The following is a 14408-nucleotide window of genomic DNA, read 5'->3' on the forward strand; positions in this document are numbered from 1 at the left end:
TTACTAGGACGTCCTAGTAAATGTCGATGGGGAACCGCCGCACGGGTGTCCGTACGGCGGTACGGCCCGGGGGCCTACGGCCTAGGCCCGGACCTTCGCGGCCACCGGAGAACCCTCGGTGACCTTGGCGTCCAGCTCGCGGGTGACCTTGCGCTCCACGAAGAAGGCGGCGGTCGGGATGGTGCCCGCCAGCAGCACCCACAGCTGCTTGCCGACCGGCCACTTCGCCTTGGAGCCCAGGTCGAAGGCGAAGACCAGGTAGACGACGTAGAGCCAGCCGTGCGCGATGGCGACGACGCGTGTGACGTCCGCCGCACCGTCGATGTCCAGCCCGTACTTGGCGATCATGCTCAGGCACAGCAGCACCAGCAGCACACCGGTGACATAGGCCAGGACGCGGTAGCGGGTCAGCACGCTCTTTTTCATGGGGACGAGCGTAACCACCCGTTCCGGGAGATCTTGCCCCGGGTCACCGCTGCGCCGGCGGCGGGTTCACTCCTCGTCGAAGTCGTGCGCGGAGACCCTGAGCGGCCGCAGCATCGCGAAGATCTCCCCGCACTCCTCGGCGTCGTACACCCCGAGCCCGAAGTCCATCGCCATCAGGTCGCGGGTGGCCGCCTCCACGACCTCGCGGCCCTTCTCGGTGATCTTGGCGAGCGTGCCACGCCCGTCGTTGGGGTTGGGCCGCTTGGCGACCAGACCGGACTTCACCAGCCGGTCGACGGTGTTCGTCACCGAGGTCGGGTGCACCATCAGCCGCTCGCCGATCTTCGACATCGGCAGCTCGCCGGCCTTGGAGAAGGTGAGCAGCACCAGCGCCTCGTAGCGCGCGAACGTCAGCCCGTACGGCTTGACCACCGCGTCGACCTCGGCCAGCAGGATCTGCTGGGCCCGCATGATCGACGTGATCGCGGCCATCGACGGGACGTTTCCCCAGCGCTGCTTCCAGAGGTCGTCGGCTCGGGCGATGGGGTCGAAGGGGAGACTGAGTGGCTTGGGCACGTCACCGACCCTACCGGCCGGTCATATAGCGGTCAGCCGTGTCTCGGCTTTCGGTCACCTTTGCCCGCCGCCGGGGGCAGCCCCGGCGACACGGCCCACCGAGGCGGCCGCTACGGCAGCGGCCGCGACGTCCGCCGGGCCGCCGCCGCCAGGCCGCAGCAGCAGACCACTCCCGCCACCCCGGCGCCCGCCACGGCCGCCCGCACCCCCACGGCCTCCGCCGCCAGCCCCGCCAGGGTCATGCCGACGCCCTGGACGGTCATCAGCCCGGCGCTGAGCACGGTCATGGCCCGGCCGCGCAGCTCCTCGGGCACGGCCCGCACGAACCACTGGTCAAGTCCCAGCGTGTACGCCGACCCGGCCCCCGCCGCCAGCAGGAGCAGCAGCGAGAGGGCGAGGGACGGGTGCAGGGCGTACCCCAGGTACGGCAGCAGCGTGAGGCAGACCAGCGGCAGGGCGATCCGCTCCCGCGCGGCCGGGCCGAGCCGGGCGCCCGCGTACAGCTCCCCGGCGACCGTGCCGACCGGCAGCGCGCACATCAGCAGGCCGAGCCCCGGGGATCCGGTGCCGAGCGCGTCGGCGTAGGGGGCGGCGAGCGCCTCGGGGACGACGGCGAACATCGCGGGAATCCAGAAGAGGAGGAGCAGCAGGCGGATGCGGCGGTCGGCGAGCAGCTGCCGGGTGCCGCCGCGCTCCCGGGCCTGTGCGCGGGCGGGGCGGCGCCGGGTGCCGAGGCGGAGCAGTGTGGCCGAGGCGAGGAAGGTGCCGACGGTGATCAGCAGGGCGTGCCGCGGGGAGAGGACGGCGAGGAGCAGTCCGCCGAGGCCGTAGCCGACCAGCAGGGCGCTCTGCGCGACGATCCGCAGCAGGGAGCGGCCGAGTACGAACAGGTCGCCGCCGCCGAGGACGGCGGAGAGGGTCGCCATCCGGGTGCCGGCGAACACCGGTGAGACGACGGCGAGCGCGCAGCGCAGCCCGAGCAGCACCCCGATCCCGGTTCCCGGGACCGCCATCACGGCGACACAGCCCGCGCACACCAGGTCGCACACCACCAGCACCCGGCGGGCCGGGAACCGGTCGGCGACGGGGGCCAGGAGCGTGCCGCCGACCACGTAGGGCAGAAAGCCCAGCGCGAAGGTGAGGGCGCTGAGCAGCGGTGATCCCGTGAGGTCGTACACCAGCACGGACAGCGCGATCTCGCTGACGATCACGCCGAGCATGGACAGGACGTGGGCGGCGAAGACGGCACGGAACTCGGGAACGGCGAGGACGCGGCCGTAGCCGACGGGTCGCTGGAGGGCAGGGGCGGACATGGACGGCAGCGTGCCCGTGCTCCGGCCCACCGCTTAGAGTTTCGGCACCAGCCGAATCTTCGCCCCGGAACGGTCCCGCCATGCCCTCCCACCTCCACTTCGACGAGGACGACTTCCTCCGGTGCCGGTTCGCCGTGTCGCCGCTGTGGGAGACGCAGGAGGCGGTGCGCACGCTGCGGCGGCCCGACCGGCACGGCTATCACGCGCCCTGGCTGCGGCGGATCAGGGCGGTGGCGGCCGGTCTCGACCTGAGGCCGCTGTGGCTGCTGATGCCCCGGCGCGGTCACTCGCCCGACTGGCTGGTTGCACCGCCGACCGGTCCGGCCGCGTCCGTCGAGGAGGAGCTGGCGGCCCTGCGGGTGGTGGACCCGGAGACGGCCCGGGCGGACACCGCGCGCTCGCTCGCGGACACGCCGGGCGCGCTGGAGTCGGCGACCGGCCGGGCCTGGCTGGCGGACCCGCCGCGCATGGTCCGGGAGTTGACGGACGCGCTGGAGGAGGCCTGGCGCGTGCTGGTGGCCCCGGACTGGCCCCGGCTGCGCGCCCTGCTGGAGGCGGACATCGCGTTCCACTCCCGGCGGCTCGCGCAGGTCGGTCTGGGCGGGCTGCTGCCGGAGATCCACCACCGGTTCGGCTGGCGGTCCGGCACGCTGACCGTGGCATCGCCCGGCGGCGCGTACGAACGGCGCCTGGGCGGGCAGGGTCTGGTGCTGATGCCGAGCGTCTTCACGTGGCCGGACGTGGTCAGCACCTTCGACCCGCCGGCCCGGCCCACGCTGGTCTACCCGGCCCGGGGCATCGGCGGTCTGTGGACCGACCCGGCCGAGGCCACACCCGACGCCCTGGTACGGCTGCTGGGCCGGGGCCGTGCCACGGTCCTGGCCGCCCTCGCCGAACCGGCCACCACCACCGCCCTCGCCCACCGGCTGCGCCTGGCCCCCTCCTCGGTCTCCGCGCACCTGGCGGCACTGCGCGACGCGGGCCTGCTGACCTCGCGCCGCTACGGCCACCAGGTGCTGTACGAGCGAACTCCGCTGGGCATCGCCCTGGCCTCGGGCCCGCGCCGCCAGTAGCGGATCCCTACGACGGTTCCGTCAAAGCCTGCTGCTGTTCGGCAGCGCCCCGCAGGATCAGCGCCCCCGAAGGGGCGCTGGGGGTACCCCCGGCCGAAGGCTGGGGGAGGAACTGCGCGACCAGCCACGACGGCGCCGCGGACGACAGACGGCCAACGGCACATCGCCGCACTCCCGGTGGACCGCCTACGTGCGGCCGACCCGGCGCAGGTGGTGCCGGACCGCGCGCTGGGCCACCGGGCCGAGGTCCTCCAACGCGGCCACCAGTGCGCCGAGTTGTTCCAGGGCGTCCAGGGCCGTGTGGGCGCCGGCCGCGTCGACGCCCTCGTACAGCTCGATGCCGACGAAGGACGCGGCGACCGCGCGGGCGAGCCCGGCCGGGTCGGCGAACTCGCCGAACGGGGTGGCCGCGAGGACCCGGACGAGCACCTCCTCTATCTCGGCGATCCACAGGTCGAGCCCGGCCGCCGTGGCGGGACCGAGCGCCTCATGGGTCTGGGCGCCGGCCAGCAGCTGGCCGAGCAGGGCGACATGGCCGCCCGCGCGTGCCTCCTCGTGGATCTGACGCCCCACGGTGAGGAGTTCGGAGAGCGAGCCGACCGCGGCGAGGCGGGGGCGGAAGCGGGCGACGGCCTGCTCGGCGCCGTACCGGCACGCGGCGGAGAGGAGTTCGTCCACGGATCCGAAGTGGTAGAAGACCAGCGCCTGGTTGACCCCGGCCGCCGCCGCCACGGTGCGGGCCGAGGTCTTGGCGATCCCCTGCTCGGTGAGCGTCCGCAGCGCGCCCTCCAGCAGCTTGTTCTTGGTCTCCAGGGACTTGGCGGTCTCCGGGCTCACGCGCGCGACTCCTCACGGACCGGCCGCAGCCCCGGCCGTACCCCGCGGCCGCGGAGGCGGATGTACGACGCCTCGAAGGAGCCCTGGTAGCCGAAGAGCGGCCCGAAGTACCGGTTCACGACCCGCACCCGGATCCGGAAGCGCCCGGCGCGGTCGTCGTAGGACTCGCGCACCTCGGCGGTGGCGCCGACGAGTTCGGGGACGCGGACGTCCACCGGGCCCTCCCTGAACCGGTGCTCGCCGGAGCGGATCAGCAGGGAGCCGTCGGCCTCGGCATGGAAGTGCAGCTCGCTGGCGAGGTGCTGGTGGGTGCCGAGGTAGTCGAGGATGCGGTCGCCCTTGGGGCTGAGCACCATCTGGGCGTCGAAGCGGCGGGAGCGGCCGGGCAGGTCGAAGGTGCGCACGAAGGTCACGGTCTCACGGCCGTAGGAGTCCGTGTAGGGCACATTCTCGATCTTGAAGGGCACGTTCCGGGCGGCCTTCGGAACCAGGATGTTGCGGGTGGCTCCCAGCGCCAGGAACGGCTTCACGAACACCGGCCCGTGCCAGATGCGGTCCATCACGCCCCGGCCGGTGCAGGCCTCGCCGCTCGCCAGGCCTACCGAGAAGCGCCGTTGGAGCTGTGGGTGCAGCCGGTCGAAGTCCGGACCCATGACCGTGCGGAACATCGAGGTCACGACTGCTTCTCCAGGGCGTGCAGGATTCGGGGGGCGGTGACTCGGGCCGGCGGGGTGCGCAGGCAGCGGCGGGCGGCGGGGGTGGTCGCGAGCGGGGCCGCGAAGAGGGCCAGCGAGAGAGCCACGACGAGGAGCAGCGGGACCAGGAAGGCGCAGGTGGGCGAGAGGGCGCCGAGGACCGGGCCCCGGCCCAGGCCGGCCGCGCAGCCGGCGATCGTGAGCGCGCGGGCCGTCAGCTCGGCCAGCCAGTTCCGGCGTGCGCGTTCCGGGGTGATCCCGCGCTCCAGCCACAGCCGCAGCCGGTCGAAGGACCAGGCGGTCGCCCAGCCCATCAGCGGGCGCAGGACCAGCCGGTCGGCGAGCGCGCCGAAGGCACCCCAGCGGGGCCGGTAGTCGTAGCCGGTGAGGAAGCGAACGCCGTCGGCGACCGGGATGTACCGCCAGTAGCCGCTGCCCTCGGCGAGCAGCGAGAGCGGGTGCGGGGAGGCGAAGCGCAGGGCCGAGGTGCGGGTGCCGTCGGGGCGCTCCTTCTCCCCCGCCGAGACGCCGGTGCCGGCGATCGTCAGGAACGGGAGCACGCGTGTGGCGTAGCGGAAGCGCTGCGGTTCGCCCGCCGCGCACGGCAGGTAGGCGATCTCGGTGAACCTCAGGTCCCAGCGCTGGTGCCGGGCCGGGTCCTGGGTGCGGGCCCACAGTTCGTCGAGTTCGGCGCGGATGTGCGCCTCTATGTAGAGCCCCATCGGTGCTGTACCCCCGTCACCTGGTCCTTCGAGTGTTTTTTGAGCGGTCGCTCAAACTCTCCGAGGATGACGGTACCGAGTTTTGAGCGATCGCTCAATCGCTGGGCGGAAGAAAACCCCGGCCGCGCGGGGCCGGGGTTCTCTGCGGGTTTGCTTCTGCCGATTCGCTTCTGCCGGTTTGCTTCTGCCGCCGCGGCTACTGGGCGAGGTGTCGCTCGACCGTGGCCACCTTGCTGGTGAGTCCGTCGGTGACGCCCGGCCGGATGTCCGCCTTGAGGACCAGGGAGACGCGCGGGGCGCGGTCCTCCACGGCGGCGACGGCGCGCCTGACGACGTCCATGACCTCGTCCCAGTCACCTTCGACCGAGGTGAACATGGCGTCGGTGCGGTTGGGCAGCCCGGACTCGCGGACCACCCGGACGGCGTCGGCGACGTACTCCCCGACGTCCTCGCCGACGCCCAACGGCGTCACGGAGAAGGCGACGATCATGCGTTCACGACCCCTTCCTTGCGGGCGCGGGCGGCGATGACCTCGTCCTCGGCGGCGCGCTTGAGCCTGCGCTCGGCGAAGAAGCCGCCGGTCGGCAGGACGGAGAGGACGAAGTAGAAGAGGCCGGTCTTCAGGGACCACTTGGTGCGGTTCCACGCGTCGGCCCAGAAGATCACGTAGAGGATGAACAGGACACCGTGGATCGCGCCCATCACGGGCACCGCGTTGAAGTCCGTGGTCCGCTTGAGCACCGAGCAGACGAGGAGGATCAGGAAGGAAACGGCCTCCGGGGCGGAGACCAGGCGCAGGCGGCGGATGGCGGTGGCGGTCTTGATGTCCACGAGTCACCTTCGGTGGGAGAGACGTCCACTCTTTGTGAACGCGAGCACAAACGTTCAGCCATTGTGGCAAAGGGACGGCGCGGACCCGGCGCGGGGGTGGCAGGCTGGGCCGCGCGACGAAAGGGGCGCGGGTATGCAGTTCGTGTTCTTCATGACCCTGCCGGGGCTGGTGGTGCTGCTCACCGTGTTGGCCTTCGTGGACCAGCTGCTGCTGAGGGCCGGGCGGGCGGGGGTGCTGCCGTGGCGGAACGCCGGCCGGCAGGGACAGATCTCCGCGACCGGCTTCGAGCAGCTGCACGCGGCGCTCTCCCCCGGCAAGCAGAACGAGCTCAAGGAGCGGCAGAGCGCGCTGGTGCTGCGCGACGACGAGGAGGACGGCGCGCCGCCGAGGTCCACGGTCGACCTGACGGCCGGGACGGCGGTGATACGCCTCCCCGGCGAGCGGCGGCACCCCTGACGGCCGCACACCCCTGCCGGCCGCACCCCTGGGGGGCGGATCCGGGGTGATGTCCACCCCCGGGACCTGTCGCCGCCGTCTGCCTGCGGCTACCTTCGCAGCGTGGCGATGTTCCGACTCCAGGGCAGCAAGGTGCTCGCCGTCGAGATGACCGGGGACGCCGTGAAGGCGAAGAACGGCTCGATGGTCGCGTACGACGGGCAGATGGCGTTCAAGAAGCTGAGCGGCGGCGGCGAGGGGCTGCGCGGGATGGTGACCCGGCGGCTCACCGGCGAGCAGATGACGGTGATGGAGGTGAAGGGGCACGGGACGTGCTGGTTCGCGGACCGGGCGTCCGAGATCAACCTGGTCGGCCTCCAGGGCGACAAGCTGTACGTCGAGTCCAGCAACCTGCTCGCGACCGACGCGGGCCTGCGCACCGGCACGACCTTCACCGGCCTGCGCGGCGCCTCCCAGGGCAACGGCCTGTTCACCACCACGGTCGAGGGCCACGGCCAGGCGGCGATCATGTCGGACGGCCCGGCGGTGGTGCTCAGAGTCAGCCCGCAGTACCCGCTGACCGTCGACCCGGGTGCCTACATCGCCCACCAGGGCAACCTCCGCCAGTCCTTCCAGTCGGGTGTGACCTTCCGCACGTTCTTGGGGGAGGGCGGCGGGGAGGCCTTCCAGATCCGGTTCGAGGGGGACGGCCTGGTGTACGTACAGCCGAGCGAGCGCAACACGATCGCGGGGGACGTCTGACATGGCCCTGCGCGAGGTGAACTCCAAGATGGTCGAGGCGACCGTCGTGCCGGGGCAGCGGCTGTTCAGCCAGCGTGGCGCGATGCTCGCCTACAAGGGCGAGGTGTCCTTCACACCCAACATCCAGGGCGGCCAGGGCGGGCTGATGTCGATGCTCGGCCGCCGGGTGGCCGGCGAGGCGACCCCCCTCATGACCGTCGAGGGCAGCGGCACCGTCTTCTTCGGGCACGGCGGCCACCACGTCCACGTCATCACCCTCACCGGCGACACCCTCTACGTCGAGGCGGACCGGCTGCTCGCCTTCGAGGGCACCCTGCAGCAGGGGACGATGTTCATGGGTTCCCAGGGCGGCGTGATGGGCATGGTGCGCGGCCAGGTCACCGGCCAGGGTCTGTTCACCACCACCCTCAAGGGCCATGGCGCGGTCGCCGTGATGGCCCACGGCGGGGTCTTCGAGATCCCGGTCACTCCGCAGCGCCCGGTCCATGTCGACCCGCAGGCCTACGTCGCCCACCACGGCGACGTGCGCAACAAGCTGTCGTCCGCGCTCGGCTGGCGGGACATGGTGGGCCGCGGCTCCGGCGAGGCGTTCCAGCTGGAGCTCAGCGGCAACGGCATGGTGTACGTGCAGGCGTCGGAGGAGAAGCTGTGAGCCCATACGGTGCGGCCGGACCGGTCGTGTACGACCCCATGACCCTCCCCGTCGACGACAACGTCAACAAGTACACCTTCTGCGTGGAGCTCAAGAGCGGCCAGTGGTTCCTGCAGAAGGGGAAGATGATCGCCTACTACGGCTCGATCGACTTCAACGGCATCGGGCACGGCCGTTTGGACCGACTTGTCCGCACGAGTTTCCATTCGCCTCTGCACGCGAGCGACTGGGTGGTGGCCGAGGGCTCGGGCAAGATGCTCCTCGCCGACCGGGCGTTCGATGTGAACTCGTACGACCTCGACGACGGCAACCTGACCATTCGCTCCGGCAACCTGCTCGCTTTTCAGCCAAGTCTCGCGCTGAAGCAATCGATCGTTCCAGGTTTTCTGACCCTTATCGGAACCGGAAAGTTTGTGGCCGCGTCCAACGGCCCGGTGGTGTTCATGGAACCCCCCATCCGGGTGGACCCGCAGGCACTGGTGGGCTGGGCCGACTGCCCCTCCCCGTGCCATCACTACGACCATGGGTATATGACCGGTGTGATGGGCGGTCTACGTGCACTGACAGGCCTCGGCGGGGCCTCCGGAGAGGAGCATCAGTTCGAGTTCGTAGGGGCCGGTACGGTCCTGCTCCAGTCCACCGAGACCCTGATGGCCGAGCAGGCCGCGGGAGCGGTTCCGCACGAGCCCGGAGTGCCCGGCGGAGGCGTCCCCTCCACAGGCCATCCACAGCAACCGGGTACACCGCGCCTTCCCGGACAGCTGGGGGACCTCCAGCGTCGCTTCGGGCTGTGAGCGGTAGTCTGCGGAGTGTGACATCGAACGCGTGCGCACAGTCACACCACCCTCACTAGTTCGCCTTTCAACATTTTAGGTAGACTTCATTCATGGAGACCGAGACGGCCACGCGCTGGCTGACCGATGCGGAGCAGTGCGCCTGGCGCACCCACCTGGAGGTCAACAGGCTGTTGACGTACCAGCTCGAAAAGGATCTGCAGCCGTTCGGCCTGACAATGAACGACTACGAGATCCTGGTGAACCTGTCCGAGTCGGAGGACTACCGGATGCGGATGAGCGACCTCGCCTCCGCCACCCTCCAGTCCAAGAGCCGGCTGTCCCACCAGATCACCCGCATGGAGAACGCGAACCTGGTCCGCCGCGAGAACTGCGAGTCGGACCGCCGCGGGCTGTATGCCGTCCTCACCGAGCACGGCATGGAGACGATGAAGAAGGTGGCGCCACATCATGTGGCCTCCGTGCGACGGCACTTCATCGACCTGCTGTCGCCGGAGGCACTCATCGAGCTGGACAAGGGCCTCAAGCCGATCGCGGAGCACCTGCGGGGGCAGCGCGGGCGCCCGTGACCACAGGCAGCACCTGACAGCGGCGGACGGGGGTTCAGGTCCCGTCCGCCGCTTGCTGCATGTCGGGCTGGGGACGGGACCCTTACCGGCGCTTGCCCGCCCGCGGCCCGGGGACAGCCCGCACGCCTACGGCGGACACGACCGCGACACCTCCCGCCAGAGCGAAGCAGACCGCCACCGGCAGCCACCCGACCAACAGCCCTGCCACGACCGAACCTCCCGAGCTGCCGGCGTTGACGGCCGCGTTCACCCACGCCCCGGCCCGCGTCCGCTCCCCCTCCCCCGCCATCTCGTCGGCCAGCAGATACGCCGTCGTCAGCGTCGGTGCCACGAACAGCCCCGTCGCCGCCATGGCCACCGCCAGCGTCCCGACGCCGGGCGCCAGGCCCGCCGTGGCCAGGACCGCGCCCAGCCCCACCGTCAGCCACGCCAGCCGCTCCCCGGCCGGGCGGCGCCAGTCCACCGCACCGTTCAGCAGGCCGCCCACCGCACTGCCCGCGGAGAGCGCGGCCAGCACCCAGGGGACCGCCTCCGCGCCGTACGACCGTCGCTCGGCGAAGGCCATCACCAGCAGGTCGGCCGCGCTCAGCGCGAGGCCGAGGCCGGCGGCCGCGACCACGGGAGCCGCCGGGAAACGGCGGGGCCGCCGGCCCGGCTCCCGCTTCGGCGGCACCACCCCCCGCACCGCGGGCGACGCCACGAACGCCCAGGTGCCGCCCAGCATCAGCACCGCACTCAGCAGCACCCCCACCGGCGGCGGACCGAAGGGGAGCAGCAGGCCCACCAGCACAGGCCCCGACACGAACAGCAGTTCCTCGGCCACCCCGTCCAGGCTGTACGCCCGCCGCAGCAACGGCGGGTCGTCGGCCAGGCTGCCCCACACCGCCCGCATGGTGGGACCCAGGGGCGGGGCGCAGCAGCCCGCGAGCACGGCGGCCGCGGCCGGCGCCGCCGCAGGAGCGCCTGGGCGCCAGGCCAAGGCGGCCAGGACGCAGAGCAGGGCGCTGTAGAGCGCCGCCATGGGTGGCAGGGCGCGCCGCGGGCCGAAGCGGTCCACCAGGGTCGCCCGGACCGGCAGCAGGACGACCGTCGCGCCGCCGAACAGGGCCATCACCACCCCTGACACGGTGTAGGAGCCGGTCGCCCGGGTGACCGACAGCAGGACGGACAGCGAGACCGTGCCGTAGGAGAGACGGGCCGCCAGGGCGGCGAAGAAGGTGCGGCGGGCGTGCGGGAGACCCAGGACGGCGGCGTACGACGGCCGCCGGGCATGCGAAGGGCGCGACGAAGTCAACGCGGACATGAGTGAGTTCCTCGGGCAGAGGCGGAAGAGGGGACACCTGAGCACGCCACGGCACGGGGTACTCACATGCCGGTGGCGGCGCCGGGTGCGCTCTACGCCAAGGAGAGGAACATGCCGCTCAAGCTAGCAGCACCGGCCGCCGCGTGTGGACACTTACCGGCACCTGCAAGGCACCGCCCGCGCCCACCCGTGCCGCCCCAGCGGCACGACTGCCCGCGGCTGGGAAGAGGCACTGGGGGAGGAACTGCGCGCAGCCAAGCGAGGCCGCCGAAGTCCGCAGCAGTACGGCAGCACCCCAAAGGGGCGCGGGGAACTGCGCGACCAGCCCCCACCGGCCCGCAGCCGACCGACGGCCCAGGCCACCGCTGCCAAGCGAGGCCGACGAAGTCCGCAGCAGTACGGCAGCGCCCCAAAGGGGCGCGGGGAACTGCGCGACCAGCCCCCACCGGCCCGCAGCCGACCGACGGCCCACGCCCCTGCGGCGGCTACCCCTCCGTCAGACCCGCCACCAACTCGTCCGCCGCCCGGTAGGGATCGAGCTCGCCGGCCACGATGCGGTCGGCGAGGGCGTCGATGTGGCGGTCGCCGTGGAGGTCGCCGATGCGGGCGCGCAGGGCCGTCACCGCGATGGTCTCGACCTCGCGGGCGGCGCGGGCCACGCGGCGTTCCGCCAGGACGCCCCGCTCCTCCATCCAGGCGCGGTGCTTTTCCAGGGCTTCCACCAGCTCGTCGATGCCCTCCGCCCGCGCGGCGACGGTCTTGACGATCGGAGGCCGCCAGTCGCCGGGGCCGCGGGACTCGCCGAGGCCCAGCATGTGGTTCAGTTCGCGGGCGGTGGCGTCCGCGCCGTCCCGGTCGGCCTTGTTGACGACGTACACGTCGCCGATCTCCAGGATTCCGGCCTTGGCGGCCTGGATGCCGTCGCCCATGCCGGGGGCCAGCAGCACCACGCTGGTGTCCGCCTGGGAGGCGATCTCGACCTCCGACTGGCCGACGCCGACCGTCTCCACCAGGATCACCTCGCAGCCCGCCGCGTCCAGGACGCGGATGGCCTGGGGTGCCGCCCAGGCGAGACCGCCCAGGTGGCCCCGCGTCGCCATCGAGCGGATGTAGACACCGGGATCCGAGGCGTGGTCGGACATGCGGACGCGGTCGCCGAGCAGGGCGCCCCCGGAGAAGGGGGACGACGGGTCGACGGCAAGGACGCCGACCCGTTTGCCCTGTTTGCGATAGGCGGTCACGAGCGCCGACGTCGATGTCGACTTGCCGACTCCCGGAGAGCCGGTCAGGCCCACGACGTAGGCGTTGCCCGTCAGCGGCGCCAGTGCCGCCATGACCTCCCTGAGCTGCGGGGACGCCCCCTCCACCAGGGAGATCAGGCGGGCCACCGCACGCGGTCGGCCCTCCCTGGCCTGGGCCACCAGTGAGGAGACGTCCTGCATCACAGCTCCGTTCGCTCCGTTCGCTGCCGTTCGCTTCCGTCAGTTCGGCGAAACGTACTCAGGCCTTCGGTACCCGCACGATCAGCGCGTCACCCTGACCGCCGCCGCCGCACAGCGCGGCCGCGCCGACGCCGCCGCCCCGGCGCTTGAGCTCCAGGGCCAGGTGCAGGACGAGCCTGGCACCGGACATGCCGATGGGGTGGCCCAGAGCGATGGCTCCGCCGTTCACGTTCACCTTTTCGGTGGACACCCCGAGGTCCTTCATTGACTGGACGGCGACGGCGGCGAAGGCCTCGTTGATCTCGATGAGGTCCAGGTCGCCGACCTCCAGGCCCTCCTTCCTGAGGGCGTGGTTGATGGCGTTGGACGGCTGGGACTGGAGGGAGTTGTCCGGTCCGGCCACGTTGCCGTGGGCGCCGATCTCGGCCAGCCACTCCAGGCCCAGCTCCTCGGCCTTGGCCTTGCTCATCACGACCACGGCCGCCGCGCCGTCGGAGATCTGGGAGGAGCTGCCGGCGGTGATCGTGCCGTCCTTCGTGAACGCCGGGCGGAGCCTGCCCAGCGACTCCGCCGTGGTGTCGCCGCGGATGCCCTCGTCCTTGCTGAAGACGACCGGCTCGCCCTTGCGCTGCGGGATCTCGACCGGCGTGATCTCGGCCTCGAAGATCCCGTTCTTCTGGGCGGCGGCGGCCCGCTGGTGGGACAGGGCGGCCACCGCGTCCTGCTCCTCGCGGCCGAGGCCGAGGCGGGTGTTGTGCTTCTCGGTCGACTCGCCCATCGGGATGTTCTCCCAGGCGTCGGTCAGGCCGTCGTACGCCATCGCGTCGAGCATCTCGATCGAGCCGTACTTGAAGCCCTCGCGGGACTTCGGGAGCAGGTGCGGGGCGTTGGTCATGGACTCCTGACCGCCCGCGACCACGATGTCGAACTCGCCCGCGCGGATCAGCTGGTCGGCCAGCGCGATGGCGTCCAGGCCGGAGAGGCACACCTTGTTGATGGTGAGCGCCGGGACGCTCATCGGGATGCCGGCCTTCACCGCGGCCTGGCGGGCCGGGATCTGCCCGGCGCCGGCCTGGAGCACCTGCCCCATGATCACGTACTGCACCTGGTCGCCCCCGATCCCCGCACGGTCGAGGGCGGCCTTGATCGCGAAGCCGCCGAGGTCGGCTCCCGAGAAGGACTTCAGCGAGCCCAGCAGTCGTCCCATGGGCGTACGCGCGCCCGCGACGATCACCGAGGTGGTTCCAGAGGTTCCAGAAGTCATGAGCTGCGAATCCCCTTACCGGCTGCACTGCCGAGGAGTGAACGAGGGTTTACTTCGAATGTATTGCGTGGCACTCCGTGCCGTCATCGGGCCGTCAGTGTGATCGCTGGCACGTTGCGTAACCACCGCCGTGGCGCTGCACTGAATCCATGCTGACGCGAATCGACCACATCGGGATCGCCTGCCACGACCTCGACGCGACCGTCGAGTTCTACCGGGCCACGTACGGCTTCGAGGTGTTCCACACCGAGGTCAACGAGGAACAGGGCGTGCGCGAGGCCATGCTCAAGATCAACGATACGTCCGACGGCGGCGCCTCCTACCTGCAGCTTCTCGAACCGACCCGGGAGGACTCGGCGGTCGGCAAGTGGCTCGCCAAGAACGGCGAGGGGGTCCACCACATCGCCTTCGGTACGGCGGATGTGGACGGCGACGCGGCCGACATCCGCTCCAAGGGCGTACGCGTTCTGTACGACGAGCCACGGATCGGCTCCATGGGGTCGCGGATCACCTTCCTGCACCCGAAGGACTGCCACGGCGTACTGACAGAACTGGTCACTTCGGCGGCTGTTGAGTCACCTGAGCACTGACCCTCGTACATATGGGCCGGTAGGGTTGGGGGCGGTCGTCCCTTCGCACGTTCGCAGGGCCGGGGCGGCCGCATGCCGGGGTCCGGGTTTCGGGGGACGAGCGTCGGGGCAGCAGCCCGTGCT

Annotated in this window: 18 protein-coding genes; 7 read left to right on the plus strand and 11 right to left on the minus strand. The window is 71.6% G+C overall.

Translation table 11 applies throughout. The features are described from left to right. Positions 1 to 81: 81 nt before the first annotated feature. The 3 genes from ACFY0P_RS43290 to ACFY0P_RS43300 form a co-directional block, all read right to left on the minus strand. Entirely contained in the window at positions 82 to 426 is a 345-nt protein-coding gene (locus tag ACFY0P_RS43290) for a DUF3817 domain-containing protein (protein ID WP_388926835.1), read from the minus strand. Positions 427 to 492: 66 nt separating this feature from the next. Continuing rightward, positions 493 to 1002 carry a MarR family winged helix-turn-helix transcriptional regulator gene (locus ACFY0P_RS43295; protein WP_388926838.1) on the minus strand — a complete coding sequence of 170 codons (510 nt, stop codon included), beginning with the start codon at positions 1000 to 1002 and terminating at the stop codon, positions 493 to 495. A 110-nt stretch (positions 1003 to 1112) separates the two neighbouring features. Continuing rightward, positions 1113 to 2315, minus strand: a complete 1203-nt coding sequence (locus ACFY0P_RS43300; protein ID WP_388926841.1) for an MFS transporter — start codon at positions 2313 to 2315, stop codon at positions 1113 to 1115. A gap of 80 nt (positions 2316 to 2395) precedes the next feature. Here ACFY0P_RS43300 and ACFY0P_RS43305 point away from each other — a divergent pair, with 80 nt between their 5' ends. Continuing rightward, on the plus strand, positions 2396 to 3388 hold the full coding sequence (locus ACFY0P_RS43305; RefSeq protein WP_388926844.1) for a DUF5937 family protein: 993 nt from the start codon (positions 2396 to 2398) through the stop codon (positions 3386 to 3388). 186 nt (positions 3389 to 3574) lie between these two features. Here ACFY0P_RS43305 and ACFY0P_RS43310 read toward each other — a convergent pair whose 3' ends face one another. The 5 genes from ACFY0P_RS43310 to ACFY0P_RS43330 form a co-directional block, all read right to left on the minus strand. Then, complete coding sequence (locus ACFY0P_RS43310; RefSeq protein ID WP_388926847.1) at positions 3575 to 4225, minus strand: TetR/AcrR family transcriptional regulator; 651 nt, start codon at positions 4223 to 4225, stop codon at positions 3575 to 3577. Further along, positions 4222 to 4902, minus strand: a complete 681-nt coding sequence (locus ACFY0P_RS43315; RefSeq protein ID WP_388926850.1) for a DUF4166 domain-containing protein — start codon at positions 4900 to 4902, stop codon at positions 4222 to 4224. Before ACFY0P_RS43315 ends, ACFY0P_RS43310 begins: the two co-directional genes overlap by 4 nt. Continuing rightward, positions 4899 to 5642 carry a hypothetical protein gene (locus ACFY0P_RS43320; protein WP_388926853.1) on the minus strand — a complete coding sequence of 248 codons (744 nt, stop codon included), beginning with the start codon at positions 5640 to 5642 and terminating at the stop codon, positions 4899 to 4901. Before ACFY0P_RS43320 ends, ACFY0P_RS43315 begins: the two co-directional genes overlap by 4 nt. Positions 5643 to 5838: 196 nt before the next feature. Then, positions 5839 to 6132 (minus strand): MTH1187 family thiamine-binding protein, encoded by a 294-nt coding sequence (locus ACFY0P_RS43325; RefSeq protein ID WP_388926855.1) that lies wholly within the window; start codon positions 6130 to 6132, stop codon positions 5839 to 5841. Then, positions 6129 to 6473, minus strand: coding sequence for a DUF3817 domain-containing protein (locus ACFY0P_RS43330; RefSeq protein WP_351494370.1), 345 nt, complete (start codon positions 6471 to 6473; stop codon positions 6129 to 6131). Before ACFY0P_RS43330 ends, ACFY0P_RS43325 begins: the two co-directional genes overlap by 4 nt. A 133-nt stretch (positions 6474 to 6606) precedes the next feature. Here ACFY0P_RS43330 and ACFY0P_RS43335 point away from each other — a divergent pair, with 133 nt between their 5' ends. The 5 genes from ACFY0P_RS43335 to ACFY0P_RS43355 all read left to right on the plus strand — a co-directional run bounded on the left by ACFY0P_RS43335 (position 6607) and on the right by ACFY0P_RS43355 (position 9686). Beyond that, complete coding sequence (locus ACFY0P_RS43335) at positions 6607 to 6930, plus strand: DUF6191 domain-containing protein (protein WP_388926858.1); 324 nt, start codon at positions 6607 to 6609, stop codon at positions 6928 to 6930. Between the two features lie 108 nt (positions 6931 to 7038). Then, the gene (locus ACFY0P_RS43340; RefSeq protein ID WP_093499030.1) at positions 7039 to 7671 is read left to right on the plus strand and encodes an AIM24 family protein; all 633 of its coding nucleotides are present in this window, start codon (positions 7039 to 7041) and stop codon (positions 7669 to 7671) included. Position 7672: 1 nt separating this feature from the next. Next, positions 7673 to 8323: an AIM24 family protein gene (locus ACFY0P_RS43345; protein WP_388926861.1), complete on the plus strand. Its 651-nt coding sequence runs from the start codon at positions 7673 to 7675 to the stop codon at positions 8321 to 8323. Between the two features lie 38 nt (positions 8324 to 8361). Further along, complete coding sequence (locus tag ACFY0P_RS43350; protein WP_388926864.1) at positions 8362 to 9117, plus strand: AIM24 family protein; 756 nt, start codon at positions 8362 to 8364, stop codon at positions 9115 to 9117. Positions 9118 to 9209: 92 nt separating this feature from the next. After that, positions 9210 to 9686, plus strand: coding sequence for a MarR family winged helix-turn-helix transcriptional regulator (locus tag ACFY0P_RS43355; protein ID WP_132888933.1), 477 nt, complete (start codon positions 9210 to 9212; stop codon positions 9684 to 9686). A gap of 82 nt (positions 9687 to 9768) precedes the next feature. Here the strand turns inward: ACFY0P_RS43355 and ACFY0P_RS43360 are convergent, their stop codons facing one another. From ACFY0P_RS43360 to ACFY0P_RS43370, 3 genes are all read right to left on the minus strand, one after another. Then, the gene (locus ACFY0P_RS43360) at positions 9769 to 10989 is read right to left on the minus strand and encodes an MFS transporter (protein ID WP_388926869.1); all 1221 of its coding nucleotides are present in this window, start codon (positions 10987 to 10989) and stop codon (positions 9769 to 9771) included. A 485-nt stretch (positions 10990 to 11474) separates the two neighbouring features. Next, the gene (meaB, locus tag ACFY0P_RS43365; protein WP_351494359.1) at positions 11475 to 12431 is read right to left on the minus strand and encodes a methylmalonyl Co-A mutase-associated GTPase MeaB; all 957 of its coding nucleotides are present in this window, start codon (positions 12429 to 12431) and stop codon (positions 11475 to 11477) included. 58 nt (positions 12432 to 12489) lie between these two features. Next, on the minus strand, positions 12490 to 13695 hold the full coding sequence (locus ACFY0P_RS43370; protein WP_388926872.1) for an acetyl-CoA C-acetyltransferase: 1206 nt from the start codon (positions 13693 to 13695) through the stop codon (positions 12490 to 12492). A gap of 149 nt (positions 13696 to 13844) precedes the next feature. Here ACFY0P_RS43370 and mce point away from each other — a divergent pair, with 149 nt between their 5' ends. Next, complete coding sequence (gene mce / locus ACFY0P_RS43375; protein ID WP_388926875.1) at positions 13845 to 14285, plus strand: methylmalonyl-CoA epimerase; 441 nt, start codon at positions 13845 to 13847, stop codon at positions 14283 to 14285. Positions 14286 to 14408: the final 123 nt, after the last annotated feature.

This window comes from Streptomyces sp. NPDC001714, from assembly GCF_042892755.1.
Classification (GTDB): Bacteria; Actinomycetota; Actinomycetes; order Streptomycetales; family Streptomycetaceae; genus Streptomyces.

What these genes read in the sequence shown, in the direction of transcription:
- ACFY0P_RS43290 (WP_388926835.1), bottom strand. Translation starts at nt 426, where the DNA reads ATGAAAAAGAGCGTGCTGACCCGCTACCGCGTCCTGGCCTATGTCACC.
- ACFY0P_RS43300 (WP_388926841.1), bottom strand. Translation starts at nt 2,315, where the DNA reads ATGTCCGCCCCTGCCCTCCAGCGACCCGTCGGCTACGGCCGCGTCCTC.
- ACFY0P_RS43305 (WP_388926844.1), top strand. Translation starts at nt 2,396, where the DNA reads ATGCCCTCCCACCTCCACTTCGACGAGGACGACTTCCTCCGGTGCCGG.
- ACFY0P_RS43320 (WP_388926853.1), bottom strand. Translation starts at nt 5,642, where the DNA reads ATGGGGCTCTACATAGAGGCGCACATCCGCGCCGAACTCGACGAACTG.
- ACFY0P_RS43325 (WP_388926855.1), bottom strand. Translation starts at nt 6,132, where the DNA reads ATGATCGTCGCCTTCTCCGTGACGCCGTTGGGCGTCGGCGAGGACGTC.
- ACFY0P_RS43335 (WP_388926858.1), top strand. Translation starts at nt 6,607, where the DNA reads ATGCAGTTCGTGTTCTTCATGACCCTGCCGGGGCTGGTGGTGCTGCTC.
- ACFY0P_RS43340 (WP_093499030.1), top strand. Translation starts at nt 7,039, where the DNA reads ATGTTCCGACTCCAGGGCAGCAAGGTGCTCGCCGTCGAGATGACCGGG.
- ACFY0P_RS43345 (WP_388926861.1), top strand. Translation starts at nt 7,673, where the DNA reads ATGGCCCTGCGCGAGGTGAACTCCAAGATGGTCGAGGCGACCGTCGTG.
- ACFY0P_RS43350 (WP_388926864.1), top strand. Translation starts at nt 8,362, where the DNA reads ATGACCCTCCCCGTCGACGACAACGTCAACAAGTACACCTTCTGCGTG.
- ACFY0P_RS43355 (WP_132888933.1), top strand. Translation starts at nt 9,210, where the DNA reads ATGGAGACCGAGACGGCCACGCGCTGGCTGACCGATGCGGAGCAGTGC.
- ACFY0P_RS43360 (WP_388926869.1), bottom strand. Translation starts at nt 10,989, where the DNA reads ATGTCCGCGTTGACTTCGTCGCGCCCTTCGCATGCCCGGCGGCCGTCG.
- meaB (WP_351494359.1), bottom strand. Translation starts at nt 12,431, where the DNA reads ATGCAGGACGTCTCCTCACTGGTGGCCCAGGCCAGGGAGGGCCGACCG.
- ACFY0P_RS43370 (WP_388926872.1), bottom strand. Translation starts at nt 13,695, where the DNA reads ATGACTTCTGGAACCTCTGGAACCACCTCGGTGATCGTCGCGGGCGCG.
- mce (WP_388926875.1), top strand. Translation starts at nt 13,845, where the DNA reads ATGCTGACGCGAATCGACCACATCGGGATCGCCTGCCACGACCTCGAC.